The organism is Planococcus glaciei (assembly GCF_900099655.1).
GTDB lineage: Bacteria > Bacillota > Bacilli > Bacillales_A > Planococcaceae > Planococcus > Planococcus glaciei.
In genome coordinates this window covers 81,438-106,064 of sequence record NZ_FNDC01000003.1, presented here as the reverse complement: position 1 = coordinate 106,064, position 24,627 = coordinate 81,438, and the positions used below count along the sequence as shown (strand labels likewise).

27 protein-coding genes are annotated in these 24,627 nt (G+C 48.6%); 26 read left to right on the top strand and 1 reads right to left on the bottom strand.

The window, feature by feature from the left end; genetic code table 11:
• The first annotated feature begins 1 nt into the window (after position 1).
• The 12 genes from aroB to BLQ32_RS05570 all read left to right on the top strand — a co-directional run bounded on the left by aroB (position 2) and on the right by BLQ32_RS05570 (position 9,778).
• On the top strand, positions 2–1,078 hold the full coding sequence (gene aroB / locus BLQ32_RS05625; protein ID WP_074509420.1) for a 3-dehydroquinate synthase: 1,077 nt from the start codon (positions 2–4) through the stop codon (positions 1,076–1,078).
• Entirely contained in the window at positions 1,075–1,458 is a 384-nt protein-coding gene (aroH, locus tag BLQ32_RS05620) for a chorismate mutase (protein ID WP_053165776.1), read from the top strand. Before aroB ends, aroH begins: the two co-directional genes overlap by 4 nt.
• A complete protein-coding gene (locus BLQ32_RS05615; RefSeq protein WP_074509419.1) occupies positions 1,455–2,543 on the top strand; it encodes a prephenate dehydrogenase in 1,089 nt (362 codons plus the stop codon). Before aroH ends, BLQ32_RS05615 begins: the two co-directional genes overlap by 4 nt.
• A 15-nt stretch (positions 2,544–2,558) precedes the next feature.
• On the top strand, positions 2,559–3,842 hold the full coding sequence (gene aroA / locus BLQ32_RS05610; protein ID WP_074509418.1) for a 3-phosphoshikimate 1-carboxyvinyltransferase: 1,284 nt from the start codon (positions 2,559–2,561) through the stop codon (positions 3,840–3,842).
• An 85-nt stretch (positions 3,843–3,927) separates the two neighbouring features.
• The gene (locus BLQ32_RS05605) at positions 3,928–5,181 is read left to right on the top strand and encodes a tetratricopeptide repeat protein (protein ID WP_074509417.1); all 1,254 of its coding nucleotides are present in this window, start codon (positions 3,928–3,930) and stop codon (positions 5,179–5,181) included.
• A 14-nt stretch (positions 5,182–5,195) separates the two neighbouring features.
• Positions 5,196–5,759: a ReoY family proteolytic degradation factor gene (locus BLQ32_RS05600; protein WP_036801918.1), complete on the top strand. Its 564-nt coding sequence runs from the start codon at positions 5,196–5,198 to the stop codon at positions 5,757–5,759.
• A gap of 5 nt (positions 5,760–5,764) precedes the next feature.
• Positions 5,765–6,217 (top strand): DUF2487 family protein, encoded by a 453-nt coding sequence (locus BLQ32_RS05595; protein ID WP_036801919.1) that lies wholly within the window; start codon positions 5,765–5,767, stop codon positions 6,215–6,217.
• Positions 6,218–6,358: 141 nt separating this feature from the next.
• Positions 6,359–6,862: a QcrA and Rieske domain-containing protein gene (locus BLQ32_RS05590; protein ID WP_036801921.1), complete on the top strand. Its 504-nt coding sequence runs from the start codon at positions 6,359–6,361 to the stop codon at positions 6,860–6,862.
• A 21-nt stretch (positions 6,863–6,883) separates the two neighbouring features.
• Entirely contained in the window at positions 6,884–7,558 is a 675-nt protein-coding gene (qcrB, locus tag BLQ32_RS05585; RefSeq protein WP_036801924.1) for a menaquinol-cytochrome c reductase cytochrome b subunit, read from the top strand.
• A gap of 38 nt (positions 7,559–7,596) precedes the next feature.
• On the top strand, positions 7,597–8,382 hold the full coding sequence (locus BLQ32_RS05580; protein ID WP_036801926.1) for a menaquinol-cytochrome c reductase cytochrome b/c subunit: 786 nt from the start codon (positions 7,597–7,599) through the stop codon (positions 8,380–8,382).
• A gap of 57 nt (positions 8,383–8,439) precedes the next feature.
• Positions 8,440–9,051, top strand: coding sequence for a lipoprotein heptaprenylglyceryl N-acetyltransferase LhaT (lhaT, locus tag BLQ32_RS05575; RefSeq protein ID WP_036801929.1), 612 nt, complete (start codon positions 8,440–8,442; stop codon positions 9,049–9,051).
• Between the two features lie 52 nt (positions 9,052–9,103).
• Positions 9,104–9,778, top strand: coding sequence for a zinc metallopeptidase (locus BLQ32_RS05570; protein ID WP_036801932.1), 675 nt, complete (start codon positions 9,104–9,106; stop codon positions 9,776–9,778).
• 150 nt (positions 9,779–9,928) lie between these two features.
• On the opposite strand, the gene BLQ32_RS05565 is transcribed toward BLQ32_RS05570, so the two are convergent.
• A complete protein-coding gene (locus BLQ32_RS05565) occupies positions 9,929–10,795 on the bottom strand; it encodes a YitT family protein (RefSeq protein ID WP_036801934.1) in 867 nt (288 codons plus the stop codon).
• 114 nt (positions 10,796–10,909) lie between these two features.
• Between BLQ32_RS05565 and BLQ32_RS05560 the strand changes: the two genes are divergently transcribed.
• The 14 genes from BLQ32_RS05560 to BLQ32_RS05495 all read left to right on the top strand — a co-directional run bounded on the left by BLQ32_RS05560 (position 10,910) and on the right by BLQ32_RS05495 (position 24,623).
• Positions 10,910–11,248: a nucleotide pyrophosphohydrolase gene (locus tag BLQ32_RS05560; RefSeq protein ID WP_074509416.1), complete on the top strand. Its 339-nt coding sequence runs from the start codon at positions 10,910–10,912 to the stop codon at positions 11,246–11,248.
• Entirely contained in the window at positions 11,245–12,045 is an 801-nt protein-coding gene (gene dapB / locus BLQ32_RS05555) for a 4-hydroxy-tetrahydrodipicolinate reductase (protein ID WP_036801939.1), read from the top strand. The genes BLQ32_RS05560 and dapB overlap by 4 nt, the downstream gene beginning before the upstream one ends.
• 13 nt (positions 12,046–12,058) lie before the next feature.
• Positions 12,059–12,463 (top strand): methylglyoxal synthase, encoded by a 405-nt coding sequence (gene mgsA, locus BLQ32_RS05550; RefSeq protein WP_036801941.1) that lies wholly within the window; start codon positions 12,059–12,061, stop codon positions 12,461–12,463.
• Between the two features lie 10 nt (positions 12,464–12,473).
• The gene (gene bshA / locus BLQ32_RS05545; protein WP_175557074.1) at positions 12,474–13,616 is read left to right on the top strand and encodes an N-acetyl-alpha-D-glucosaminyl L-malate synthase BshA; all 1,143 of its coding nucleotides are present in this window, start codon (positions 12,474–12,476) and stop codon (positions 13,614–13,616) included.
• Entirely contained in the window at positions 13,613–14,746 is a 1,134-nt protein-coding gene (locus BLQ32_RS05540; RefSeq protein WP_074509415.1) for a CCA tRNA nucleotidyltransferase, read from the top strand. The genes bshA and BLQ32_RS05540 overlap by 4 nt, the downstream gene beginning before the upstream one ends.
• Entirely contained in the window at positions 14,724–15,707 is a 984-nt protein-coding gene (locus tag BLQ32_RS05535) for a biotin--[acetyl-CoA-carboxylase] ligase (RefSeq protein WP_074509414.1), read from the top strand. The genes BLQ32_RS05540 and BLQ32_RS05535 overlap by 23 nt, the downstream gene beginning before the upstream one ends.
• 227 nt (positions 15,708–15,934) lie before the next feature.
• Positions 15,935–16,771 (top strand): pantoate--beta-alanine ligase, encoded by an 837-nt coding sequence (panC, locus tag BLQ32_RS05530; protein ID WP_074509413.1) that lies wholly within the window; start codon positions 15,935–15,937, stop codon positions 16,769–16,771.
• Between the two features lie 3 nt (positions 16,772–16,774).
• A complete protein-coding gene (panD, locus tag BLQ32_RS05525; RefSeq protein WP_036801949.1) occupies positions 16,775–17,158 on the top strand; it encodes an aspartate 1-decarboxylase in 384 nt (127 codons plus the stop codon).
• 210 nt (positions 17,159–17,368) lie between these two features.
• Positions 17,369–20,131, top strand: a complete 2,763-nt coding sequence (dinG, locus tag BLQ32_RS05520; protein WP_074509412.1) for an ATP-dependent DNA helicase DinG — start codon at positions 17,369–17,371, stop codon at positions 20,129–20,131.
• A 94-nt stretch (positions 20,132–20,225) separates the two neighbouring features.
• Positions 20,226–20,396, top strand: coding sequence for a YpmA family protein (locus BLQ32_RS05515; protein ID WP_074509411.1), 171 nt, complete (start codon positions 20,226–20,228; stop codon positions 20,394–20,396).
• A gap of 65 nt (positions 20,397–20,461) precedes the next feature.
• Positions 20,462–20,881: a cell wall elongation regulator TseB-like domain-containing protein gene (locus BLQ32_RS05510; RefSeq protein WP_244890322.1), complete on the top strand. Its 420-nt coding sequence runs from the start codon at positions 20,462–20,464 to the stop codon at positions 20,879–20,881.
• 13 nt (positions 20,882–20,894) lie between these two features.
• The gene (locus BLQ32_RS05505) at positions 20,895–22,085 is read left to right on the top strand and encodes a pyridoxal phosphate-dependent aminotransferase (RefSeq protein ID WP_074509409.1); all 1,191 of its coding nucleotides are present in this window, start codon (positions 20,895–20,897) and stop codon (positions 22,083–22,085) included.
• 26 nt (positions 22,086–22,111) lie between these two features.
• The gene (asnS, locus tag BLQ32_RS05500; RefSeq protein ID WP_036801957.1) at positions 22,112–23,407 is read left to right on the top strand and encodes an asparagine--tRNA ligase; all 1,296 of its coding nucleotides are present in this window, start codon (positions 22,112–22,114) and stop codon (positions 23,405–23,407) included.
• A gap of 514 nt (positions 23,408–23,921) precedes the next feature.
• Positions 23,922–24,623 (top strand): DnaD domain-containing protein, encoded by a 702-nt coding sequence (locus BLQ32_RS05495; RefSeq protein ID WP_036801969.1) that lies wholly within the window; start codon positions 23,922–23,924, stop codon positions 24,621–24,623.
• Positions 24,624–24,627 lie beyond the last annotated feature (4 nt).

Here is a 24,627-nt window from a genome sequence, read left to right as displayed (position 1 = left end):
TATGAAAGCACTTCGAGTTGAAGCCGATCATCCATACATGGTCCATATCGGAAAAGACGTTTTTAATCTGTTCTCGGACACATACCGCGAACTATTGGATTCTGTTGACCGCATCGTCATTTTAGCCGATGAGAAAGTGGCGGATCTTCATTTGGAGTCGCTGCTGGCGCATTTAGGGCCTTATGAAGCCAGTGTGTTTTTGATTCCTTCCGGTGAACAGGCGAAATCCGTCCGGACGTTTATGGACTGCCATAGCTTTTTGCTGGAGGAAGGCTGTTCCCGGAAATCGCTTTTGCTGGCATTTGGCGGAGGCGCAACCGGAGACGTGGCTGGATTTGTAGCATCGACTTTCATGAGAGGCATACCTTATATCCAGATTCCGACGACGATTCTTGCGCACGACAGCGCAGTCGGCGGCAAAACAGCCATCAACCATGAACTTGGCAAAAACATGATCGGCACGTTTTACCAGCCGGCGGCAGTGCTTTACAATATCCAGTTCCTGAAAACATTGCCTCCGCAGGAAGTGCGCTCCGGCATGGCTGAAGTGATTAAGCATGCTTTTATCTCCAATGAAGCTTGGTTGGCTGAATTGCTTGAGGTCCAGTCGTTCAACGAATTGACCGATGAAGATTGGATGCTTCATCTGGAACGCGGGATTGCAGTAAAAGCTGCAATCGTGGAAGAAGATGAATTTGAAGGCGGCGTCAGAAAATATTTGAACTTCGGCCATACCCTGGCCCACGCTATCGAAGCGCATCTCGGGTATGGAAAAATCACCCACGGCGAAGCTGTCGCTTTGGGAATGGCTTATGCCTTATTGCTTTCAGCGCATCCCCGTACGGAAGATTTTCTTGCCTGGTGCCAAGTGAACGGGTATCCGTTGGAGAAAATTCAAGAAATTTCATTTGAAGATGTGGTCGGCTATATGAAAAAAGATAAAAAATCTTCTAAAGGATCGTTGAATTTTGTGCTGTTGGAAAAAACCGGACAGCCTTATATGAAAACGATTGATGAAGCAGCAGCGGAAACGGCATATGGGCAATTGCGTGAAAAAATAGGAGGGATGTTGGAATGATCCGAGGAGTTAGAGGAGCTATTACAGTTGGAGCTGATCAGCCGGATGAAATTTTGCGTGAAACAGGCCGGCTGGTTTTGGAAATGGCAAAAGAAAATGGGATCGAACCGGATGATGTGGCATCTGTCATTATTTCGACGACTACCGACATCGCTTCTGCTTTTCCGGCAAAAGCAGTGCGGACACTTGAGAATTGGACACATGTACCGGTCATGTGCACACACGAAATGGATGTGCCCGGCAGTTTGCCGCTGTGCATCCGGGTGATGATGCATGTCAATACCAGTTTAGCCCAAAAGGAAATTCAGCATATCTATTTAAATGATGCTGTAAAACTGCGCCCGGATCTGGTCCGGAACACTGAGGCGAAGATGCTATGAATGCACAGGTGCTGATTATCGGGCTTGGCTTGATTGGCGGGTCCCTGGCAAAGGCACTGCAGCGGCATGAAGGTGTCCACGTGGCAGGTTATGATGCGGACCCGCATACTGCCAGAAAAGCTTTTAAAATGGGAATCATACATAGCTCACCTCCGTCTCTTGAAAGGGCAGCCGCCGAAGCGGATGTCATCGTTTTCGCCACTCCGGTCGGCACAACGGTCAAGCTAATGGAACAAAGCAAATTTTGGGATTTAAAGAAAGATGCTATTTTAACGGATACCGGCAGCACGAAACACCAGATCATGGAAGCTGCCAAAGGATTGGACCGCACTTTCATTGGCGGGCATCCGATGGTGGGTTCGCACAAAAGCGGCGTTGAAGCAGCGAAAGAAGTGCTGTTTGAAAATGCCTTTTATATTTTGACGCCAATGGAGAACACCAGCGAAGAAAGCATCGCTTTTTTGAAAGAACTTTTATCGGTGACAAAAGCGAAAGTGGAAGTGTTGCAAGCGGATGAGCATGATTATATGACGGCCATTGTCAGCCATTTTCCGCATTTGATTGCGGCATCGCTCGTCCACCAATTGGCTAAAGAAGAACAGTATCCATTTGCCCGCCAGCTGGCAGCCGGCGGTTTCCGGGACATTACGCGGATTGCCTCGTCCAATCCGGAAATGTGGCGGGACATCACCACGCAGAACAATGGCATGATTGTCCAGCAACTGAGCAACTGGATGGACGAAATGGAGCAGCTCCGGGACTTGTTGGTCCGGAATGAACCGGAACCGATCCAGGAGTATTTCCAGCGCGCCAAATCAGTGCGGGATGAACTGCCGATTGCAGGCCACGGGGCCATGTACAGCGTCTACGATTTATACATCGACATCCCGGATGTTCCCGGAAGCATTTCCGAATTGACCGGCTACTTGGCTGAAGAGCAAATCAGCATTGTCAATCTGCGCATTCTGGAAACCCGCGAAGACGTTTTCGGGATTTTGGTCATCAGTTTCCAGACGCCCGAAGACCGCGAACGGGCTAAAGAATGCATCAGCAAAAGAACAGCGTACGATACGTATATTTCCTGAAAGGAAGGCCATGTCATGACTTTGACTTTATCTTATTCAAACCCTTCGCTAAAAGGGACAATTCAAGTGCCGGGAGATAAATCCATTTCGCACCGGGCGATTATGTTCGGCTCAATGGCAAGCGGCACCACCACGGTGGAAGGATTCTTGCTTGGCGATGACTGCTTGAGCACAATCAGTTGTTTCCGGAAATTGGGCGTCGGCATCGAACTGGACGGGAAGACCGTGACGATTACGAGCGGCGGCGAAGCGTCCTGGCAGGAACCCTCTGAAGTGCTCGATACCGGGAATTCGGGAACTACTACCCGCCTCATGCTCGGACTGCTTGCTGGCACTTCGTTCCATTCGGTGATGGCAGGCGATGAATCGATCGCCAAGCGCCCGATGAAGCGCATCATCAATCCGCTGCGCGAAATGGGCGCGGATATCCGGGGGCGGCAAGACGGGCAATTTACGCCGCTCGCTGTCCAAGGGACAACACTATCGGCCATCAATTACACCCTGCCGGTTGCAAGCGCCCAAGTGAAATCTGCGATTTTGCTGGCGGCATTGAAAGCGGAAGGCAAAACGGTGATTACTGAACCGGTAGCGACCCGAGACCATACGGAAATCATGCTTGAACATTTTGGTGCCGTGATTACCAGAAGGAATGGTTCCATAGAACTTGAAGGCGGCCAAAAACTGACGGCAGCCCATGTCCAGGTGCCGGGGGATATTTCTTCTGCGGCGTTCATGATCGGCGCAGCATTGATTACCAGGCAAAGTGAAGTGGTCTTGACCAATGTCGGAAGCAATCCGACCCGTACGGGAATCCTCGATGTCATCGAACAAATGGGCGCGGATTTCGACTTGAAGGAAAGAGCAGTCGAAGGGGAGCCTTCAGCAGACTTGACCATCCGTTCTTCCAAATTGAACGGCATCGAAATCGGCGGAGACCTGATTCCAAGATTGATTGATGAAATTCCGCTGATTGCCCTGGTTGCGACTCAAGCGCATGGCACTACGGTCATCAAAGATGCCGAAGAGCTGCGGGTAAAAGAAACGGACAGAATTGCTGCGGTGGTAGCAGAATTGTCCAAAATGGGCGCGGACATCACGGCCACTGAAGACGGCATGATCATCAACGGGCCGACCCCATTAACCGGCGCGGAGATGAAAACATACGGAGACCACCGGTTGGGCATGATGGCCGCAGTTGCGGCTTTGGCGGCAACCGGAGAAGTGCAGATCGACGACCCCGACTGCATCGCCGTCTCCTTTCCAAATTTTGTCGAACAGATGAATTCGTTGATCAATTAACTCCCCGTATGGGGGGTTTTTTGTTATGATTCGAACACACTTTCGTGTAGGATGGAAGTATGAAACTGAAAGAATAGGTGATAGCATGACAAGCATGAAAGACATTCAACAAGCAGTGGAACAAGGCGATCCGGATTCCGTCAATGCCTTACTGGAACCGTATTTATTGAACGGCGATCCGGATGAGCAATACGATTTATCCGAGTGGCTGGCGGATATCGGCTATGTGGAAGAAGCGATTAAAGTCCTGGAGCATCTGCAGTATGTATTTCCCGAAGAATCCCAGCTGAAAGTCGACCGCGCCAACCTGCTGATTGAAGTGGACCGGGAAGACGAAGCGCTCAACACCTTGATGGAAATCCCGAAAGACGACGAATTATACCCTCAGGTGCTCGTTACACTGGCGGACCTTTTCCAGCTGCAAGGACTTTTGGAAGCTGCAGAAAGCCGCTTAAACGAAGCGATAGAGCTGCTGCCGGATGAGCCGCTGCTGTATCAGGCGAAAGCGGAGCTGCTGCTCGACTCGGGCCGTTACTTGGAATCCGCCAAAATTTATCAGGATTTAAAGGGACAGCAAGTCGTCATAGAAGGAGTCAACCTTTCCGAGCGGCTGGCAGAAGTCTATAGTGCAGGCGCAGCGTATGAAGAGGCGTTGCCTTATTACGAGGAAGTGCTGAAAGACCAGATACAGCCGGATGTATTGTACGGCGCTGCGTTTGCAGCGTTCCAGACCCGCCAGTACGAGTTGGCCGTCCGCAGATTGAACGAATTGATCGGCATTGACCCGGATTATTTCTCGGCCTACCTGCTCCGTGCGCAAAGCCTGAACATGGCTGAGGATTACGAAGCCGCGTATTCGGCCATTTTGGAAGGCATCACGCGGGATGAGTTTGACAAAGAGCTTTATTTGTTCGCCGGAAAACTGGCATTGAAACTTGGCAAGGCGGAAGAGGGGGTCAACCAGTTAAGGCAAGCGATTGCTTTGGACCCGGAGTACATGGAGGCAATCTATACACTGGTTTCTTATTTCCATGCAGAAGAAATGGATGAAGACCTGCTGGAGCTGGCGGAAAGCGTTGTCGCCAATGAAGACGACTGGGCAGGGATTTATCCCATGATTGCCGAAGCCTACGAGCGGACTGAACAATTCCAAAAAGCGGCAGTTTACTTCGAAAAGGCCTATCCGGCTTTCCGCGATGACTCGAACTTCCTTGAAAAATACGCAAGATTTTTGATTGAAGAAGGGAATCGAGAGAAAGCCCTCGAAATCATTAAAGAACTTCAAGTGTTGGAGCCGGAAAACCCTGACTGGTTTGACTGGCAGCAATCGTTTGAGTGAAAGGAGGAATTTTCATGACCGCTTATATTTCAGTAGGAGAAAAAAAGCAGTTTGTCCGCTGGTTTTTGCAGACCCACAAGATGAAAAGAAGAGAATGCATCTGGATTCTTAACTATATGCTGAGCAATGAAGACTTGCTTGAGAAAACTCATTTTGTTGAAGAAGCGCATTATTGCCCGCGTGCCATGGTCATGTCCTCAACCGAATCGAAGGAAATTCCATTCCGCTTCTACAAAGGCAATTTGATGACAGCAGATGCAGAAAAGTCGTTTCATGATTTGCGTTTAAATCCGGATGAAGACTTGTTTGTTCAATTGAATTTCCCGAACATGCCGCCTTCCGCCTTGTACTTATCGGTGCTTGAAGAAAACCCTTATATGCCGAAGCATGCCACAATTACCGATGAAGACCGCGTGGTGGCCGAAAAGCTATTGAATGAGAGCATGACTGTTTTCCAGGAAGATACGATATTGAAACAAATAGATGAAGCCCTCGATGCAAATGACCGCGAGAAATTCTTCGAGCTATCTGCATTGCTTCAATCCATCAAAACTTTAAAGAAAACGGAGAGTGAATAAATACCATGCATTTTTTGGGGAAAGAAATTGATCAGTACTTGCAGCAGAAAGAATATGTGGACACGGCTGTCATTCCGCTGGTCCAGCTGGATTTAAATCCGGCTGCCATGAAATCAAGCGCCAGTTCTTCCGATTATCTGCAATCACTGGCAAACTTATTGGAAAAACAATTTAAAGGCCGCATATTATTATTCCCGCCGGTCTCGTATGCCAAAGGTGCAGACCGTGCAAGACTGGGGTCTGAACTGGCTGCCGAGCTGGAGCCGACGGCATTCAAGCATGTCTTTTACTTGACGACGGATGCCGAATGGCGGTCGCTTGAAGAAGTGAAGAATGTGCTCTGGCTGCCGGCCATTCCAACGGAAAGCATGGATCAATCGTTCAAGCAATCGGTCATGGAAGACCAGCTGCGGCAAGTGCTTCCACTATTTATTACAGAGTGGTCACAGCATTCATGAAATGTTCACAAACTGTCATAATCGCTTCACTGCGATATTGACCTTAACATTTGATTGATATATCATTAGGTTGTCCTAGTAATTATATTTGAATTGAGTATGTCCATTGGACTGACCTTGAATGTTAGAGGGGGGAAAAGGATGAGTAATAATCGTGTATCACGACGTCAATTTTTAGGTTACACTTTAACAGGAGTAGGCGGATTTATGGCTGCAGGGATGCTGATGCCAATGGTTCGTTTCGCGGTTGACCCGATTCTCCAGGAGCACGGCGCTGGGGATTACATTTTGACCGACCAAGCAGTTGCGGATTTAACTGAAGAACCAGTACGCGTTGACTTTGCTTATGAGCAAGTAGATGCTTGGTATACATCTGAAGTAACAAGTTCAGCTTGGGTTTACAAAGAAGGGGACAAAATTGTCGCTCTTTCACCAGTCTGCAAACACTTAGGATGCACAGTGAACTGGGCCGCTGACCCGGAACACCCGACCCAATTCTTCTGTCCGTGCCACGCTGGCCGCTACGAAAAGAACGGTCAGAACATTGCCGGAACACCGCCTCTTGGGCCGCTTGATGAGTATCAAGTGGAAGAAAGAGATGGCTACTTGGCTATCGGAGCAGTACAAGCAAACACAATAGTTTAATAGTTAGGGGGTACGACACCAGTGCTAAACAAGTTATATGATTGGGTTGATGAGCGTTTAGATATTACGCCAATCTGGCGTGATATTGCTGACCATGAAGTACCGGAACACGTAAACCCCGCACACCACTTTTCAGCATTCGTTTATTGTTTCGGAGGATTAACATTCTTCATCACAGTAATCCAGATCTTATCCGGTATGTTCTTAACCATGTATTATGTACCCGATATTGAAAATGCTTGGGAATCGGTTTATTATCTTCAAAATGAAGTTGCTTTTGGAGAAATTGTGCGTGGGATGCACCACTGGGGAGCTTCACTTGTAGTGGTAATGATTTTCCTTCATACACTACGTGTATTCTTTACAGGTTCTTATAAGAAACCTCGTGAATTGAACTGGATCGTCGGAGTTATGCTATTTGGTGTAATCCTAGGATTGAGTTTCACAGGTTACTTGCTTCCATGGGACATGAAAGCATTGTTTGCGACAAAAGTTGGTATTGAAATTGCCGCTTCTGTACCGGTTATCGGTGAATCAATCAAAATTCTGCTTGCAGGGGATTCAACAATCCTTGGTGCACAGACTTTGACGCGTTTCTTCGCAATTCATGTATTCTTCTTACCAGCTGCTTTGCTTGGGTTGCTTGCAGCGCATTTTATCATGATCAGAAGACAAGGTATTTCCGGCCCGCTATAAGACTAGCGGCCACAAGGATTTATTAAGGAGGGGACACTATGCATCGCGGAAAAGGGATGAAATTCGTTGGGGATTCACGTGTACCAGGTTTGCAGCATCGTAAACCAAACATCCCCAAAGATTACTCCGAATATCCTGGCAAGACAGAAGCTTTCTGGCCAAACTTCCTTTTGAAAGAATGGATGATTGGTGCAGTCTTCTTGATTGGTTTCTTGCTATTGACTGTCGCCCATCCTTCACCACTAGAAGGTAAGGCAGATCCGACAGATACAGGCTATATTCCACTGCCAGACTGGTATTTCTTATTCTTATATCAATTGCTTAAATATCAATTTGCATCCGGGCCGTTTAACGTGATCGGTGCAATCATTGTTCCAGGTCTTGCGTTTGGCGCATTGGCTCTTGCTCCGTTCTTGGATCCAGGTCCAGAACGCCGGGCTTCAAAACGTCCGCTTCCTACAGGCTTTATGATTCTTGCAGTTGCAGCAATCATTTTCCTTACATGGGAATCGGTAGCTAACCATGACTGGGAAGCTGCTGAAGCACAAGGGCAGATCGTTGAAGAAGTGGAAATTGACACAGCTGACCCGGGGTATGAAATCTACTCAGGCGCCGCTTGTATCAGTTGCCACGGCGACAATTTAGAAGGTGCTGTTGGACCGGCTCTTACGAACACGGGACTTAGCGCTGAAGAAATTGCGAACATCGCTGTAAACGGTATTGAAAAAGACGGACAGCAAGTAATGCCACCATCTTGGGAAGGTTCAGAAGAAGACCTTAAGGTCATGACTGAATTCATCGCAGGACTAGGCGGAGAAGAATAAAGTTTTAGAAAGAGCCGGGAAACCGGCTCTTTTTTGCTATCTGAAAGGAAGAATGCGATGGTTTCTTTTGTACAGAAGATTTCCGCCTGGCTGATGTTCCGGCCGTTTCTGCTCCTGGTTTTTCTGATAAACTTAGGCGGAACGATTTACGGATACATATGGTACGGCTGGCAATTGAAAATAACCGAACCGAAATTTTTAATATTCGTTCCCGATAGCCCCACAGCCAGTTTATTTTTCACGATTGTCCTTGGACTCTGGCTGATTGGCAAGAGAAGTTCTCTCTTTGAAGCATTGGCGTTTGTCACGTTGATCAAATACGGACTATGGGCCGTTGTGATGAATTTGTTAACGTTGGCAGAAACCGGTTCCATCGGCTGGCTGGGCTGGATGCTCGTCGTGTCCCATCTTGCAATGGCGATGCAGGCAGTGCTGTATATCGACCATTACCGCTTCGGCTGGTTGGCAGCTGCCGCTGCGGCCATTTGGACCTTGCATGATGTTGTCATCGACTATGTGTTTGGCCAAATGCCGATCTACGGAAGCCTTGATGCTTACACTGCCCAAATCGGCTATTTCACTTTCTGGCTGTCAATTGCCTGTATTGCGTTTTCGTATGTGGTCGTCCATATGAACAAGCCGCACAGCGTATCAGTTGACCATAGCTGACCAAAGCTAGTAAAATATAGGGAGAAGCAGAAAAGAAAGGTGTGTTAACCAGATGGATTTTCTGATTTATTTCATCCTTTTGCTGATTATTCCTATGTGGGCTCAATTTAAATTAAAGCGGACATACGGCAAATATTCCAAAATCCGTTCAACGTCCGGTATTGCCGGTGCGCAAGTTGCGCGCATCATTTTAGATAACAATGGCTTGCATGATGTAAAAGTAGTGGAAAGCCGCGGCATGCTAAGCGACCATTACAACCCGTTGACTAAAACGGTGGCGCTGAGCAGCCATAACTACCACGACGCTTCGGTCGCAGGTACAGCGGTAGCGGCGCACGAAGTCGGCCACGCGATTCAGGACGCGGAAGATTATTCGTTCCTTCGCTTGCGCCATCGCCTGGTGCCGGTCGTCAATATTTCATCCAATATGTCTTGGATCTTTATCATGATCGGATTGTTTTCCGCTTGGAGCGGGGCTTTGTTAATTGGTATTATTTTACTGGCTGCAGGGGTTCTGTTCCAGCTGATCACGTTGCCGGTGGAGTTTAACGCTTCGAGCCGCGCGATGGACCAATTGCTTTCGAATAATATTATCCGCAACGAGGAAGAACGCGATGCGAAAAAAGTATTAAGCGCAGCTGCCATGACGTATGTTGCTGCAACTGCTGTTGCCGTACTTGAACTAGGCCGCTTATTGTTGATCTACACCAGCATGAACCGGTCTTAACCACAAAAGATTGTCCCGTAATCCACTGAGCAGTGGCCAACGGGCAATCTTTTTTTGTTTGTCAGCCATTAGGCGTGCTTTTGCCAGCAAAAAAGACCTTCCAGTTAGCCCGTTGTTGCAGGCGCTGCCGGAAGGTCTTTTTATTTCGAATCAGCCAATCGGCTGCTTTTGGTCATCGAGCGTAAAACCTTCGCCCATAACGTCGTGGACTTCCATCAAGGAAACGAACGCGTGCGGGTCGACGCTGTTGATGATGTTCTTCAAACGGACGATTTCATTTTTCGCAACGACGCAGTACAGCACTTCCCGTTCTTCTTTCGTGAAATGGCCATAGCCGCGCAGGATGGTAATGCCCCGGTCCATCTCTTTTGCAATGCGGCTGGCGATTTCTTCCTGGGAATTCGAGATGATCATAGCGCCTCGGCCTGAATAAGCGCCTTCCTGCACAAAATCAATGACCCGTGCACCGACAAACACGGCGACAAGCGTATACATCATCGTACGGTTGTCGAGGAATGTCAGGCGGGACAACACAATTACGCAAGCGTCAAACAGGAACATCGTTTTCCCCATGCTCCAGCCGCTGTATTTCTGGACGAGGCGGGCAATGATATCCACTCCGCCTGTCGTTCCGCCGTAGCGGAAAATGATGCCGAGTCCGATACCGACAAAAACGCCGGCGAACAGCGTAGCCAAAAACAAATCTTCGTGCAAATTGATCTGAATTTCATAGACCAGAAAAATTTTCAGGAAAACCGAAACTGCCACGGTCCCGATAATCGTATAAAGGAAAACTTTTCTGCCGAGCAGCTTCCAGCCGATAAAAAACAGCGGAATGTTTAATAACAAGTTCATTAAAGCGGGATCCCAATTAAATAGGAAGAATAAGATCAGCGTAATGCCTGCGAACCCGCCTTCACCCAATTCATTCTGAATATTGAAGTGGACAAAGCCAAAACTGTAAATGGCAGCCCCCAGCAATATGAATAACACATTTTTCAATTGCAGATCTTTCATCGGTCGTTCATCCCCTATCCATAAAGTGAAACTCAACTTCTGTATTATCAGCTAAAATATTGATTTTGACAACATCCCCAGTTTTCTTTACGATGAAATGAGGAGTGTGATGATATGAACGGAGATAAAACAATGAAACAGCTGCAGCAGGAAGTGGATGCCTACATTGGCCAATTCAAAGAAGGCTATTTTGCACCGATGGAATTGATGGCTCGGCTGACAGAAGAATTAGGGGAATTATCGCGTGAAGTGATGCACGAATACGGGCCGAAGAAAAAGAAAGCGACCGAAGAGGACAATACAATCGAGGCTGAAATGGGCGATTTGTTATTCGTTTTGATTTGTATGGCAAATTCGCTGGATATCGATTTGGCGCATGCCCACGGCCGGGTGATGGAGAAATTCAATACGAGAGACAAAAATCGCTGGACCAGAAAGGAAGAGGCAGAATGACAATTCGAGTGGCAATTGCTGGAGCTAGAGGAAAGATGGGGCAGGAAGCCGTACATACAGTCATGAAGAATACCGATATGGAACTGGTCGCCGCTTTGGACTATAAGGAAATCGGCGCCACATTAGCGGAAACCGGTTTGTTTCCGGAGGGCTATACGGTTCCCGTTTTTACCGATCTGAATAAATTGCATGCACAAACCCGTCCGGATGTGTTGGTGGACTTGACGTCTCCGGAATCGGTTTATACCCATACGAAAACGGCATTGGAGTTAAAAATCCGTCCCGTCGTAGGCACAACGGGCTTTTCGGACGAAGAACTTGAAGAGCTGGCGCAATTAGCGAAAGACACAAAAGTGGGTTGCATCATCGCTCCGAACTTTGCAGTCGGCGCGGTGCTGATGATGAAATTTGCCGAGCAGGCAGCTAAGTACTTGCCCGATGTTGAAATCATCGAAATGCACCATGACCAAAAACTTGATGCACCGTCCGGCACAGCCATGAAGACGGCGCATTTGATTTCCGCGCATCGTCCGGTCCATGAACAAGGGCATGTAAGGGAAAAAGAAACGTTGCCAGGCGCTAGAGGCGCCAATTACGATGGCATGCGGATCCACAGTGTCCGGCTGCCGGGGCTTGTCGCCCACCAGCAAGTTCTTCTTGGCGGCGAAGGCCAGCTGCTGACGGTCCGACACGACTCATTTAACCGGGGTTCATTTATGTCGGGCATCGTGCTGTCCATTAACACCGTGATGGAAACAGAAGAATTGATTTACGGACTTGAACACATTATCAGGTAAAGGGGATATTGACATGAAAATCGCTTTAATCGCGCACGACCGGAAAAAAGACGATTTGATCCAGTTTGTGACAGCTTATAAACCAATTTTATCTGAACATACTCTTTACGCGACTGGGACTACCGGACAGCGCGTCATTGACGGCACCGGGCTCGAAGTTATCCGCTTCCAGTCGGGTCCGTTAGGCGGCGATCAGCAAATCGGTGCAATGATTGCACAGAACGAAATGGATATGGTCATTTTCTTCCGGGATCCGTTGACTGCCCAGCCGCATGAACCGGATGTGTCGGCTTTGATCCGCCTTTGTGATGTATACGGAGTGCCGCTGGCAACGAACATGGGAACGGCCGAAGTGCTGTTAAAAGGGCTAAAAGAAGGATTTATTGACTGGCGTTTAATTAGCAAAGACAGAAAGTAAGGTGACCGCTTTGCGGAAAATGAAAATAGGCATCACTTGTTATCCAACTGTGGGGGGATCGGGCATCATCGCGACAGAACTGGGCAAAATGCTGGCTGAAAAAGGGCACGAAGTCCATTTCATCACATCCAGCACGCCTTTTCGCCTGAACCGCTTGTATCCGAACATTTTTAGCCACCAAGTGGATGTCAACAGCTATTCGGTGTTTCAATATGCCCCGTATGACATTGCCTTGGCAACGAAAATAGCGGAAGTGATCAAAAATGAACAACTCGATCTGATGCATGTGCATTATGCGATTCCCCATGCCGTTTGTGCCATTTTGGGGCGCGACATGGCAGGGTCCGATATCGGCATCGTGACCACTTTGCACGGCACGGACATCACGGTGCTTGGGTCGGATTCTTCATTAAAAGAAGCAATCAAATACGGCATTGAAAAATCAGATGTTGTCACAGCCGTGTCAAATTCGCTGCGCGACCAGACATACGACATGATCAATCCCGATAAAACGATTCAAACCATTTACAATTTCGTCGACGAACGCGAATACAAAGCGGCGGATCCCGGCAGCTTGAAACAGGATCTCGGCATTGATGAAGAAGACAAAGTGCTCATTCACGTATCCAATTTCCGGAACGTCAAGCGGGTGCCGGACATTATCGAAACTTTCCACCGTGTGCAAAAACACGTGCCTTCCAAATTGCTGCTTGTCGGCGACGGGCCTGAAATGGGGCGTACCGTTCAGCAAGTGAAAGAATTAGGGCTTGAACAGCACGTGCTGTTCCTCGGAAAGCGCGACAACCTTTCCGAGCTGTACAATATCAGTGACATCAAATTGTTGATGAGTGAAAAAGAAGCGTTCGGACTTGTGTTGCTGGAAGCAATGGCTTGCGGTGTGCCTTGCATCGGCACAAATATTGGCGGCATTCCGGAAATTATCGAATCCGGCAAAAACGGCTATTTGGTGGAACTGGGAGATGTTGAAGTTGCAGCATCACGTGCCATCGGAATTTTGACCGATGCCAAACAACACGAAACGCTGAAAAAAGGTTCACTGGAAACGGTCGAACAGCATTTTAATTCGTTTAAAATCCTGGAACAATACGAAGCTGTCTATGAGCGCTTACTCGACAGAGGCAAAAGCCAATGAAGACGGCTTTAAAAGTAGTGGAAACGCTTGAAAAAGGCGGGTTTGAAGCGTACATCGTCGGCGGGGCAGTGCGCGATTTGCTGCTTGGGAAAGCGCCCCATGATATCGATGTGGCAACAAATGCCGCTCCGCAGCAAGTGAAAAGCTTTTTCTCCCGCACCATCGACACCGGAATTGCCCATGGCACCGTGCTGGTGATGCTGGACGGCGAAGGGACTGAAGTCACGACGTTCCGTACGGAAGGCGCGTATTCCGATAAGCGCCGGCCGGACACGGTGAAATTCGTGCAGTCGCTCGAAGAAGATTTGAAACGGCGCGATTTCACCATTAATGCGATGGCACTGGATAAAACACAGGCGATTATCGACCCGTTTGGCGGAAGAACCGACCTTGAAAAACGCTTGATTCGGGCTGTCGGAAATCCGGAGGAGCGATTTCAGGAAGATGCCTTGCGCATGCTCCGGGCCGTCCGTTTTTCTGGCCAGCTGGACTTTCAGATTGACCGGGAGACTTTGCTGTCCATCCAAAAGGAAGCGGAAGGAATCCGTTCCATTGCCGTGGAGCGGCTGAAAAACGAACTCGATAAAATCATGGTTCAAGGCCATACCGCCCGCAGCATGAGCTATTTAAAAGAGTCGGGATTGACTGGTCATTTGCCGGCAGGCCCGCTATTTGAAACGGACTGGTCGTTTTATGAGGCAACTGGACAGCCTGCCGGCGGCTGGGCGTATATGCTCTACCGGGGAAATGCGGGCTTCATGGAAATCCAGGCTTACAAGTTTTCCAATGAAGAACGGAAACTCATTGAACAGTCGCTGAAAGCGGCCGGCTTGGAACAATGGGACGACTGGACCTATTACATCTTTTCTGCCGAACAGCTGGAAATTGCAGCGATGCTTGCGGGGAAGAAAGCCGATATTGCCGGCAGGAAAGCGGCGCTCCCCATCCAGACAAAATCGGACCTCGCCGTAAACGGGGCCAATTTGATGGAGTGGAGCGGCAAAAAACAAGGGCCCTGGCTAAAGAAGTGGATTGAAGCCTTGGAACAAAACATTGTGTACGGTAAGCTGGAAAATGACAAAGAAAGCATAAAGGACTGGTTTATCAATGAACATCATAGTGACGCGTAAATTGGCGCAGCGCTTGATCGAAGCGCAAGGGACAGCGATTTCCGGCCAGCAGCTGGCCGATGAATTCGGCATTTCCCGGACCGCTGTCTGGAAACACATAAAAGAGCTGGAAGAGCAGGGATACCGGATTGAATCGGTGAAAAAGAAAGGCTATATTTTATCGGCGCTTCCGGATACATTAGAGCCCACGGATATTCAGGCTTTGCTGAAAACCGGGCGCCTGGGACAGAACATGCATTTTCTTGAATCATGCCCGTCCACTCAAATCGCAGCCCATCAATTGGCGCAGGAGGATGCGCCGGACGGCACGGTGGTCCTGACTGAAGAACAGACGGCCGGACGCGGAAGGATGGCGCGCAGGTGGCATTCTGCAGCGAACAAAGGCATTTGGATGAGCGTCATCCTCCGGCCGGATGTGCCGCCGCAAAAAGCACCCCAGTTTACGCTGGTGACGGCTGTTGCAGTCGTGCGCGCGATCGAACAAGTGACAGGACTGAAACCGGAAATCAAATGGCCGAATGATATTTTGCTGAACGGCAAAAAATGCACCGGCATTTTGACCGAATTGCAGTCTGACGCAGACGGCATCCAGGCGTTGATCATCGGCATCGGGTTGAACGTCAATCAATTGAGGGAAGATTTTGATCCCGAAGTGCAGGACATCGCCACATCGCTGAAAATGGAAAGCGGGGATGATGTGGACCGCAAACAGCTTGTGTCTTCGATTCTCTATTTTCTTGAGCAGTATAGCGATCTGTATATTGCAGAAGGCTTCGGCATGCTCAAACTGATGTGGGAAAGCTATTCCTCAACCATCGGCCGACCGGTGCGCGCTCGTATGGCAAAAGAGACGCTTGAAGGCATGGCAGAAGGCATTACCGAAGACGGCGTGCTGCAATTGCGGACGCCTGACGGCAAGCTCCATGGCATTTATTCCGCTGACATTGAAATGACGAATTGAATCATTTTGTTTTTTTTGAATTTCTGCTATAGTGTTTTTAGCGGGCAGTATCGCATATGAACTGCACCGGGTAACTGTTTGCTCTTGAAAAATTTATATGATGATGTCTGCCTTGATCTACTACATGACAGGGACGGAGGAAACCGAATTCGACTTTTCTGTCCTTCTGTCTATTTTTGACGGAAGGCTTTTTATATGGTTTTCTTCCCGAGAGGAGAGAAAGAATTTTGCGTACGATTGAAACGATCCAGGAATTAAAAGCCTGGGTGAAAGAAACCAAGGGTTCCGGTGAAACGATCGGCCTTGTACCGACAATGGGCTTTTTGCACGAAGGCCATATTTCGCTCGTCAACAAAGCAAAAGCTGAAAACGACCGTGTGGTGATGAGCATTTTCGTCAACCCGGCTCAGTTTGGGCCTAATGAAGATTTTGACCGGTATCCGAGAGATTTGGAGCGCGACCAGCGTTTAGCGGAACAGGCGGGAACCGACGTGATATTTGCCCCGTCAGCAGAAGAAATGTATCCGCGGGAATCTCAAATTTCCATTTCAGCAGGAGCTCTTGCAGATGTATTATGCGGAGCGAAGCGGCCGGGCCATTTTGACGGCGTCTTGAAAGTGGTGGCAAAATTATTTCACCTGACCGAAGCGGACCGCGCTTATTTCGGCCAAAAAGACGCCCAGCAGCTGGCGATTATCGAATCCATGGTGGAAGATTATAATTTCCCGCTTTCGATACGCCGGGGAGAAACGGTGCGGGAAGAGGACGGCTTGGCCAAAAGTTCCCGAAACGTCTATTTGAGCGAAGCAGAGCGACGGGAAGCGCCTCTTTTGCAGCAAGCGCTGCAACTCGGAAAACAAGCAGCAATAGAAGGGCGAGATCCGGTATCGGTTGTGCGGCAATATCTGGACGGCCGCATTTCGGGCGAAATCGATTATATCGAGCTGCTCAGTTATCCGGCTTTGGCCAATGAAATTGAAGGCGAAGCGATCCTGGCGATTGCCGTACAGTTTGAAAAAGCACGTTTAATTGATAACTTAATCTTTCATGTAAAGGGGAACTAAACCATGTTGCGAATGATGCTCAACTCTAAAATCCACCGTGCGACTGTGACGCAAGCCGATTTGAACTACGTCGGCAGCATTACAATCGACCAGGATCTGCTGGACCAGGTCGGGATGCTTCCAAACGAAAAAGTGCATGTAGTCAACAACAACAACGGAGCACGTTTTGAAACCTATATCATTGCCGGAGAACGCGGCAGCGGCGTAATTTGCGTAAACGGCGCAGCAGCAAGACTGGTGCAAAAAGGGGATATCGTCATTATTCTGACATACGGCTATGTCATGGATGAAAATGCCCGTGACCATAAGCCGACGGTCGCCATCATGGACGAAACCAACCGCGTCCGTGAAATCATCCATTACGAACCTGAAGCAACCATTATGTAATTCCTTGGCCTCCTCTTTCGGAGGCTTTTTTGTTTGGGGAAAGCGGAGTTGCGGATTGTTCTGAAGGTATAAAAGAAAAAGGTTGAATATAGAATTTTTGTGGCAATTGTCATGAGAATGCAAGAGATTTATGTTCGGGCTGTAAGACGGAAAATGACTGGATATGTTACAATTTCTAATGACAGAATCACCTGAGAAAGAAGGCTTGTGATGAACACCCAAAAATATGTCGTTGTCGATATTGAAACTACAGGCCATTCCCCTGCAAAAGGTGACCGGATTATTCAAATAGCGATTATAACGATCCAAAATGATGAAATTATAGATACATACAGTGAATTTATTAACCCGGAACGGAAAATTCCGGCGTTTATCCAGGATTTGACGAATATTGCCGATGCGGATGTGGCAGACGCCAAACCTTTTGCAGCCCATGCAGCGGAAATTTCCGAAAAATTGCAGGGCGCGATTTTCGTGGCCCACAACACCAATTTTGATTTGCCGTTTCTGCAGGCGGAATTGATTCGCAGCGGTCTGCCGAAATGGCACGGTTTGACGATGGACACGGTTGAAATGGCTCGCTTGATGTATCCCACTGCCTTCAGCTATAAACTGCAGGACATTACATCCGAGCTTGGCATTCCCCTTGAAAGTGCACACCGGGCCGATGATGATGCGCTGGCGACAGCGCATTTATTCCTTCAGGCAAAAGCGGATATGGGCAGCTTGCCTTACGATACGCTAACGCAGCTGCACAAACGCTCATTCCAGTTGAAATCGGATTTATCGCGGTTGTTCTTTGAGCTGACCCAGCAAAAACGCAGCGCCCAGGGAGATGATTTTGACCGCTTCAACGGCTTGCCGCTAAAACGCCGGAAACTGGAAGCCGGCGAATCACCTGCAGGCTATACGGCCATGTTTGATTGGGAAGAGCGGCTGGAGACCGCATTTCCCCAGTTTGAACGCCGCCAAAGCCAGTTTGATATGATGGCATCCATCCAAAAAGCGCTGGCAGGGAGAGAAGAGCGGGTAATTGAAGCATCCACCGGGATGGGAAAGACCATTGCTTATTTGCTGCCGGCGGTCAATCATGCCATTGAAACTGGCAAACAAGTGCTGATCAGCACCTATACGACGCATCTGCAGGATCAGCTTGTCCAAAAAGAAGGCAAGATTGTTGAACAGCTGATCGGTGCGCCCGTCCGGATTGCTTTGGTAAAAGGCTTGAGCCATTATATCGATTTGTCCCGCTTTGCTGAACTGCTGCAGGGCGAAGATGAATCCTATGATGAAACCTTCACGATCATGCAGGTGCTCATATGGCTGACTTCTACGGAAACAGGCGATTTAAATGAAGTGAATGCCTCAAGCGGCGGCCAGTTTGTGCTGGATAAAATCCGCCGTTCGCATCTGCGCAGATTGTCGCGGGATGAGAAAGTGTATGATTTTTACGAGTACGCATTGGAGCGTTCCAAACAGGCGCATGTTATCGTCACCAACCATTCATTTTTGCTGAACCAGCGGCTGTCGAATTCGTCGATTTTGGCAGACGTGGATGCCTATATTTGGGACGAAGCGCATCAAGTGGTGCAGGCTGCTGTATCGCAGCATGAAAAAACCTTTGTGTACACGCAGTGGAAATACGTGTTTGGGCAATTGGGCACGTTTGACGATCAGCAATTATTCGCCCAATTGTATAAAACGGCTGAAAAAACAGGGTTTTCTACGGTGCCGGAACTGCTGAAACTCGAATCGCTGTTCATTAAATTCGTTTCACTGTTTGATGAATTGGCGTCGATGCTGACGGCCGAATTCCTGGCGAAATTCAGAGGCAGCCGCCACAAAAAATGCGCGTCTTTGCTCAGTGAATTGCCGTATGACAAATCGCGCTTCATGGACATGCTGAGATTTTTAAACGAATGGATCGATCTTTCCCAGCTGGTGCTGCAAAAAGCAGAGCGTCTGACGGAAACGTCCATCCAGGACAAACTGGTCATCGCAGACTGGCGCTACTGGACAGAAGAACTGATGGTGAAGGCGGTTGAGTTCAGCGAGATTTTTGTCTTCCCGCTGGAAGACGAAGTCAGTTGGATTGAAGGGGACTTGCGGAGCTTGCCGACAAGCTTGTCGCTTTACAAGCAGCCGTTTGAAGTGACGTCCATTATCCAGAAAGTGATGGCGCCGGTACGGGGAAACAAAGCACTGATTTGGCTGTCGGGTACGATGAGTGTACCGTCAAACGAACGCTTTATCGTCAGCCAGCTCGGCATACCGAATCACGTGCCGATCACCAAGTTTGAGCCGCCGAAAGAATTTTACCGTGGAGCCCGTGTCTTTATTGTCGAAGATATGCCGGACATTCAGCAAGTGTCGCAAAGCGATTATATTGAAGCGGTAGCCGATGCCGTCATCCAAACCGTTCTGGTCACAGAAGGCCGCTGTTTTGTGCTGTTCACTTCACAGGACATGCTGAGAAAGACGGTCGATTTGATTCAGGACACCGGCCTGCTGGATGAATACATGCTGTTTGCACAAGGCATTTCATCGGGCAGCCGAATGAGGCTTCTGAAATCGTTCCAGCGGTTCCAAAAATCCGTGCTGTTCGGGACGAATAGCTTTTGGGAAGGCGTCGATGTACCGGGGGATGCTCTGCGGGCCGTCGTGGTCGTGCGTTTGCCGTTCACTTCGCCGGATGAACCGATTTTCAAAGCAAGATCGGAAGTCATTGCGAAAGAAGGCGTGAATCCGTTTCTCCATTACGCACTGCCGGAAGCCGTGCTTCGGCTGCGGCAAGGTTTCGGCCGATTGATCCGCTCCAAAAATGACCAAGGGCTGTTTATCGTGCTGGACCGGAGAATCGAGACAAAATCGTATGGCGTTGAATTTTTAAACGCGTTGCCGAAAGTGAAAGTATCGAAAGTGTCTTTAGAAAAGATGGTAACGGATATTGAAGATTGGTATAATAAGCAATGATAAAGCGGACGGCATCCGGCAAGAAGTTACGGCCGGATGAAAAGACCCCGCCGTGCGAACGGACGGGCGAATAAACGAAGGGAAGGGCGCAGCCATGGAATCTAAAATTGAAGTGCTATCCACTGTCAATGTTCAATACAGCCAGGATCTCTACAAAGTGGTAGATGCTTTGAACCGTACATTAAAGCATAATAACCTCATGTTCGGTTTGGCGCTGGATAAGGAAGATCCCGAAAAAGCGGTCTTCACAATCTATAAGACTTAGGTGATGAAATGAAACAATGGGTAACCTTTATATTGGGCTTTCTTTCATTTCTTGCAGTCTCGGTGATGATTATTGTTGTTTTTACCGGCAATAAACCGTATTCCGATCTGGAAAAAGCGGCAATCGACCGGGCGAAAAACGAAGAGTTGCTGGTGGATGTCCAGCAGTCCTATGTTTATGCCAATAAACAGACGACCGTTACCGTCATCGGGACAGATAAGAAAGGTGCATTAAAAGCGGTTTTCGTACCAGCGGGCAAAGGGGAGCTGAAGGCTGTCCCGCTTGATGGAGCGGTAACGGCGCAGCAAGCCCGGGAAAAAGCCCTGACGGAAAAAGAAGCCAAAGACATTCTCCATACCCGGCTTGGTATGGAAAGCGCCGGTCCGGTATGGGAAGTGGCTTTTATCGATGCCGATGATCATTTGAATTATGTCTATATCAAAGCAGAAGACGGCACAACATGGAAACAGATCTCGAATTTGTGAAAGGGTGGAAGCATTGATTAACTTAGCAAATCGCGTACAAACATTAACTCCGTCCACAACATTGGCCATTACAGCAAAAGCCAATGAACTGAAAGCAAAAGGCGTGGACATCATCGGGCTAGGCGCAGGAGAACCTGATTACAACACACCGGAGAATATCCTGAAAGCGGCTTACCAGTCCATGCTGGAAGGAAAAACCAAGTATACACCTGCCGGCGGGCTGCCGGCATTAAAAGAAGCAATCATCAACAAGCTGCAGCGCGACCAGAATTTGACGTATGGCCAGAAAGAGATTATGGTCGGAATCGGTGCAAAGCATGTGCTTTACACATTGTTCCAGGTTTTGCTGAATGAAGGCGACGAAGTCATTATTCCAATTCCTTACTGGGTCAGCTATCCGGAACAAGTAAAACTGGCGCAGGGAGTTCCTGTATACATAGAAGCTACAGCCAGCCAATCCTATAAGATTTCTGCTGACCAGCTGAGAGAAGCCATCACAGACCGGACAAAAGCCGTCATTATCAACTCCCCGAGCAATCCGACGGGAATGATTTATTCCAAAGAAGAACTCGCGCAGCTGGCAGAAGTTTGCCGCGAGCACGACATACTGATTGTGTCGGATGAAATCTACGAAAAGCTGATTTACGGACAAACAACACATACTTCAGTTGCAGAATTGTCGGAGGATGCGAAAAACCGGACCATCATCATCAATGGCGTATCGAAATCACATTCGATGACCGGCTGGCGCATCGGCTATGCGGCGGGAGACGCCGAGCTGATTAAAGCGATGACGGATCTTGCCAGCCATTCAACTTCCAACCCGACCACAACTTCCCAGTACGCGGCAATTGAAGCGTATAATGGACCACAGGATACGGTGGAAGAAATGCGCTCCGCTTTTGAGAGCCGTCTGGAAGCAATTTTCCCGAAACTAGAAGCGATTCCTGGGTTTAAAGTGATCCGTCCGCAAGGCGCATTCTACTTGCTGCCGGATGTTTCCGAAGCTGCGCAAAAATGCGGCTTTGCATCGGTCGATGATTTTGTTGCTGCTCTTTTGACAGAAGCGAATGTGGCGGTCATTCCGGGTTCCGGTTTTGGCGCCCATGACACCATCCGCTTGTCTTATGCGACTTCACTTGAAGCGCTGACGGAAGCGGTTGAACGGATTCATCAATTTGTATCGTCTAAATGGAAAGACTGACTGAACTATAATTTCTGGAGGCTATGATGAAAAAGATTACTATTGCCGAAATGGCTCAATATAATGGACAAACAGTTAAATTAGGCGCTTGGGTTTCCAACAAGCGTTCAAGCGGGAAAATCGCTTTCCTGCAATTGCGTGACGGCTCGGGCTTTGTACAGGCGGTTGTCGTAAAAGCGGAAGTCGGCGACGAGTTATTTGCCACTGCCAAATCATTGACGCAGGAAACTTCGCTTTATGTTACCGGTGAAGTTAAAGAAGACTCGCGTTCTTCTTTTGGCTACGAATTGGCTGTCACAGGGATTGAAGTGATCCATGAAGCGAAAGATTACCCGATCACGCCAAAAGAACACGGAACGGAATTCTTGATGGACAACCGCCATTTGTGGCTGCGTTCGCGCAAACAGCACGCCATCATGAAAATCCGCAACGAAATCATCCGTGCAACATATGAATTCTACAACGACAACGGATTCGTCAAAGTGGATCCGCCGATTTTGACCGGCTCTGCGCCTGAAGGCACTTCAGAACTTTTCGCAACCAAATACTTTGACGAAGATGCATATCTATCACAATCCGGCCAGTTGTACATGGAAGCAGCAGCGATGGCTCTAGGAAAAGTATTTTCTTTCGGCCCGACTTTCCGTGCAGAAAAATCAAAAACCCGCCGCCACTTGATCGAATTCTGGATGATCGAACCGGAAATGGCTTTCACCGAACACGCGGAAAGCTTGGAAGTGCAGGAACAATATGTGGCACATCTGGTCCAGTCGGTCCTGAAAAACTGCAAACTGGAATTGGAGCGCCTTGGACGCGATACATCGAAACTTGAAAACATCAAAGCACCATTCCCGCGCATTACATATGACGATGCCATCAAATGGTTGAATGACAACGGCTTTGACGACATTAAATGGGGCGACGATTTTGGAGCGCCGCATGAAACGGCTATTGCTGAAAGCTACGATATGCCAGTCTTCATCGTAAACTATCCGATTGGCATCAAACCGTTCTATATGCAGCCGCATCCGGAACGCGATGACGTTGTATTATGTGCAGACTTGATCGCTCCGGAAGGCTACGGGGAAATCATCGGCGGATCTGAACGCATCCACGATTACGATTTGATGAAACAGCGCATCCAGGAACACGGCCTTGACGAAAGTGCTTACGCTTGGTATTTGGATTTGAGCAAATACGGAGCAGTGCCCCATTCCGGATTCGGCCTTGGGCTCGAGCGTACGGTTGCCTGGATCAGCGGAGCGGAACACGTCAGAGAATCGATTCCATTCCCACGTTTATTGAACCGTTTGTATCCGTAACAAAGAAAAGCGGAAGCGGCCGTTTAGATTCGACAGGCGTATTAAGACGGGCTACCGAAGCGGCGTGTTTTCAGCCGCACAGGTAGAACGGCTTACGACCCGAGAATCTGGCCGCTGCAGCTGGACAACAGAAAAGCGGAAGTGCCTGTCGAGCCTCGACAAGCGCTGGAAGACTGGGCAGTGATGGCGCACTTTGCCATCGCAGACCAGACTGAAGCGACCTCGAGAGGCTAGGCGCTGCAGCTGGACAAGAAAAGCAGAAGCGGCCGTTTAGATTCGACAGGCAAGATATGGACCAAAAGCAGTTTGGTCCGTATCTTTGCGACGAAGCACATAGTGCTGCAGGAGCAATAAGGGTTTTGACTGATTGGCGAAGCAGCGCTTTTTGGCGCTTAACCGATTGGCGTTTATTGCAAGATAGCCTTACAATGAAAAAAAGCGAAAGCACCATTTCACTTCTAGACACTGGATTTTAGACAACTAAAGAAATTAACAATAGAAAGGTGGTTGGGATATGAAACAGCCGAATCGATTGCAAACCTGGATCGAGCAGGGGAATGTTCACATTTCCCAGCTCTTTTTTCGCTTTTATAAAGAGTTGAAAATAACGGATGAAGAAGCCATGCTGATTATGCATGTACAGGCGTTCCAACAGGCAGGCAACCCGTTTCCGACACCGGATGAAATCGGGTCCCGCATGATGACGACGCAAAAAAGCGTAACAACCATGCTGCAGAAATTGATGCAGCAAGGCTATCTGGCCATTGAGCAAGAAAAGGAAAACGAAATTTTGACCGAAAAGATTTCCCTTCAACCGCTTTGGGACCGTTTATTGGACTGTGTGTACAAAGAGCAGCACGCAGAAAAAGAAAATTCCCAAAAAGCGTTGGAAGGCGAAGTTTTCCAGCTGTTTGAACAGGAATTCGGCCGCTTTTTATCGCCGATGGAAATCGAAACGATATCCATGTGGATGGACCAAGACGGCCACACGCCGGCCATCATCCGGATGGCGTTAAAAGAAGCCGTGATTTCACAGAAAATCAGCCTGCGATACGTAGACCGCATCCTGTTTGAATGGAAAAAGAAAAACATCAAAACATCAACTGAAGTATCGCGCCATGCCACTTCGTTCAGAGAGAAAAATATCCAGCTTCAGCCGACAGCAAGCAATACAAAAAAAGTGCAATTCTACAATTGGCTGGAGGACCGGAATTAGAAGG

Excerpts from the sequence above, each read along its gene's own strand:
- lhaT (WP_036801929.1), top strand. The coding sequence starts at position 8,440 with ATGGTTTCTTTTGTACAGAAGATTTCCGCCTGGCTGATGTTCCGGCCG.
- aroB (WP_074509420.1), top strand. The coding sequence starts at position 2 with ATGAAAGCACTTCGAGTTGAAGCCGATCATCCATACATGGTCCATATC.
- aroA (WP_074509418.1), top strand. The coding sequence starts at position 2,559 with ATGACTTTGACTTTATCTTATTCAAACCCTTCGCTAAAAGGGACAATT.
- BLQ32_RS05515 (WP_074509411.1), top strand. The coding sequence starts at position 20,226 with ATGGAATCTAAAATTGAAGTGCTATCCACTGTCAATGTTCAATACAGC.
- dinG (WP_074509412.1), top strand. The coding sequence starts at position 17,369 with ATGAACACCCAAAAATATGTCGTTGTCGATATTGAAACTACAGGCCAT.
- BLQ32_RS05540 (WP_074509415.1), top strand. The coding sequence starts at position 13,613 with ATGAAGACGGCTTTAAAAGTAGTGGAAACGCTTGAAAAAGGCGGGTTT.
- BLQ32_RS05565 (WP_036801934.1), bottom strand. The coding sequence starts at position 10,795 with ATGAAAGATCTGCAATTGAAAAATGTGTTATTCATATTGCTGGGGGCT.
- dapB (WP_036801939.1), top strand. The coding sequence starts at position 11,245 with ATGACAATTCGAGTGGCAATTGCTGGAGCTAGAGGAAAGATGGGGCAG.
- BLQ32_RS05595 (WP_036801919.1), top strand. The coding sequence starts at position 5,765 with ATGCATTTTTTGGGGAAAGAAATTGATCAGTACTTGCAGCAGAAAGAA.
- BLQ32_RS05510 (WP_244890322.1), top strand. The coding sequence starts at position 20,462 with ATGATTATTGTTGTTTTTACCGGCAATAAACCGTATTCCGATCTGGAA.
- mgsA (WP_036801941.1), top strand. The coding sequence starts at position 12,059 with ATGAAAATCGCTTTAATCGCGCACGACCGGAAAAAAGACGATTTGATC.
- aroH (WP_053165776.1), top strand. The coding sequence starts at position 1,075 with ATGATCCGAGGAGTTAGAGGAGCTATTACAGTTGGAGCTGATCAGCCG.
- BLQ32_RS05580 (WP_036801926.1), top strand. The coding sequence starts at position 7,597 with ATGCATCGCGGAAAAGGGATGAAATTCGTTGGGGATTCACGTGTACCA.
- asnS (WP_036801957.1), top strand. The coding sequence starts at position 22,112 with ATGAAAAAGATTACTATTGCCGAAATGGCTCAATATAATGGACAAACA.
- BLQ32_RS05495 (WP_036801969.1), top strand. The coding sequence starts at position 23,922 with ATGAAACAGCCGAATCGATTGCAAACCTGGATCGAGCAGGGGAATGTT.
- BLQ32_RS05535 (WP_074509414.1), top strand. The coding sequence starts at position 14,724 with ATGAACATCATAGTGACGCGTAAATTGGCGCAGCGCTTGATCGAAGCG.
- panD (WP_036801949.1), top strand. The coding sequence starts at position 16,775 with ATGTTGCGAATGATGCTCAACTCTAAAATCCACCGTGCGACTGTGACG.
- BLQ32_RS05590 (WP_036801921.1), top strand. The coding sequence starts at position 6,359 with ATGAGTAATAATCGTGTATCACGACGTCAATTTTTAGGTTACACTTTA.
- BLQ32_RS05560 (WP_074509416.1), top strand. The coding sequence starts at position 10,910 with ATGAACGGAGATAAAACAATGAAACAGCTGCAGCAGGAAGTGGATGCC.
- BLQ32_RS05615 (WP_074509419.1), top strand. The coding sequence starts at position 1,455 with ATGAATGCACAGGTGCTGATTATCGGGCTTGGCTTGATTGGCGGGTCC.
- BLQ32_RS05600 (WP_036801918.1), top strand. The coding sequence starts at position 5,196 with ATGACCGCTTATATTTCAGTAGGAGAAAAAAAGCAGTTTGTCCGCTGG.
- BLQ32_RS05570 (WP_036801932.1), top strand. The coding sequence starts at position 9,104 with ATGGATTTTCTGATTTATTTCATCCTTTTGCTGATTATTCCTATGTGG.
- BLQ32_RS05605 (WP_074509417.1), top strand. The coding sequence starts at position 3,928 with ATGACAAGCATGAAAGACATTCAACAAGCAGTGGAACAAGGCGATCCG.